Annotated in this window: 1 protein-coding gene; it reads left to right on the forward strand. The window is 51.7% G+C overall.

Features of this window, described 5'->3' with window-relative positions; genetic code table 11:
- The first annotated feature begins 44 nt into the window (after window positions 1-44).
- Window positions 45-1,820 carry a phosphoenolpyruvate carboxykinase (GTP) gene (locus VN622_08200; protein ID HWR35831.1) on the forward strand — a complete coding sequence of 592 codons (1,776 nt, stop codon included), beginning with the start codon at window positions 45-47 and terminating at the stop codon, window positions 1,818-1,820.
- Window positions 1,821-1,857: the final 37 nt, after the last annotated feature.

Here is a 1,857-nt window from a genome sequence, read left to right on the forward strand (position 1 = left end):
CATATAACAGAACAGAAAAAATAATAATTCAAGAAAGGCACACAATGACCAACAACAAAAAACTTATCGCCTGGGTTGACGAAATGGCGAAACTCTGCAAACCTGACAATGTTCACTGGTGCGACGGCTCAGTTGAAGAAAACGACCGCCTCATAAAACAATGCGTGGATAACGGCTCATTCAAACCGATTCCGAAACGCCCGAACTCTTACTGGGTAATCTCCGACCCGAAAGACGTCGCGCGCGTCGAAGACAGAACATTCATATGCTCCGAAAAAGAAATAGACGCGGGTCCGACAAATCACTGGATGGCGCCCGCCGAAATGAAAAAAATTATGACAGACCTCTACGACGGCTGTATGAAAGGACGCACGATGTACGTGATTCCTTTTTCGATGGGTCCGCTCGGCTCCAATATCGCTCACATCGGCGTCGAACTCACCGACTCGATTTACGTCGTCGTGAATATGCGCATTATGACGCGTATGGGAAAAGCAGTCCTCGACGTCCTCGGTGACAACGGGCATTTCGTGCCCTGCCTCCATTCCGTCGGAATGCCTTTGACGGACGGAAAGAAAGATGTCGCCTGGCCCTGCAGCGAAACAAAATATATCTGCCACTTCCCCGAAGAAAGAATGATTTGGTCGTACGGCTCGGGTTACGGCGGAAACGCCCTTCTCGGCAAAAAATGCTTCGCGCTCCGCATAGCGTCCGTGCTCGCTCACGACGAAGGATGGCTCGCTGAACATATGCTCATTCTCGGCATCACCCCGCCGAACGGCGAAAAGAAATACATCACCGCGGCTTTCCCTTCCGCCTGCGGAAAAACAAACCTCGCTATGCTTACGCCCTCCATTCCCGGATGGAAAATCGAAACAGTCGGTGACGATATAGCCTGGATGAAATTCGGCGAAGACGGAAGACTTTATGCAATCAATCCCGAATACGGATTCTTCGGCGTCGCGCCCGGAACGTCTATGAAAACGAACGCGAACGCGATGCTCTCCTGCGAAGAGAACTCAATTTTCACCAACGTCGCGTTTACCGACGACGGCGACATCTGGTGGGAAGGAATGACGGACGAACCGCCCGCGCACCTTACTGACTGGAACGGAAACGACTGGACGCCCGAGAGCGGAAGAAAATCCTCGCACCCGAATTCAAGATTCACCGCGCCCGCGAAGCAATGCCCGGTAATCGACCCCGCGTGGGAAGACCCGAAAGGCGTGCCTATCAGCGCGTTCTTCTTCGGCGGCAGAAGAGAAAGTTTCACGCCGCTTATCAACGAATCATACGACTGGAACCACGGCGTTTATATGGGCTCAGCCTGCGCGTCCGAAACCACGGCTGCCGCGGCAGGTGCGGTCGGAACACTCCGCCACGACCCGTTCGCTATGCTTCCGTTCTGCGGATACAATATGGGCGACTACTTTAAACACTGGATTGAAATCGGAAAGAAATCATCACACGATAAACTCCCGAAAATATTCTTCGTCAACTGGTTCCGTAAAAACGAAAAAGGCAAATTCATCTGGCCCGGATACGGCGACAACATCCGCGCTCTCAAATGGGCAATCGAAAGAGTAAACGGCACCGGCAAATTCGTCGAAACACCCATTGGACGCCTGCCCGCCGAAGGCGCGCTCGACACCGACGGACTCGACATCTCCGCCGACGACCTGAAAAAACTCTTCACCGTTGACAAAGAACAGGGCATAAAAGAAGTATCTGAAATGCGCGAATACTATAAAAAATTCGGCGACCGCCTCCCGGCTGAACTCACCGCCGAACTCGACAAGATAGAGGAAAGACTGAAATAATTGATTAGTTAAATACTCTTGTTACTTACAATAAGTA

This window comes from Clostridia bacterium, from assembly GCA_035561135.1.
Taxonomy (GTDB): Bacteria; Acidobacteriota; Terriglobia; order Terriglobales; family Acidobacteriaceae; genus DATMYA01.

Excerpts from the sequence above, each read along its gene's own strand:
- VN622_08200 (HWR35831.1), top strand. The coding sequence starts at position 45 with ATGACCAACAACAAAAAACTTATCGCCTGGGTTGACGAAATGGCGAAA.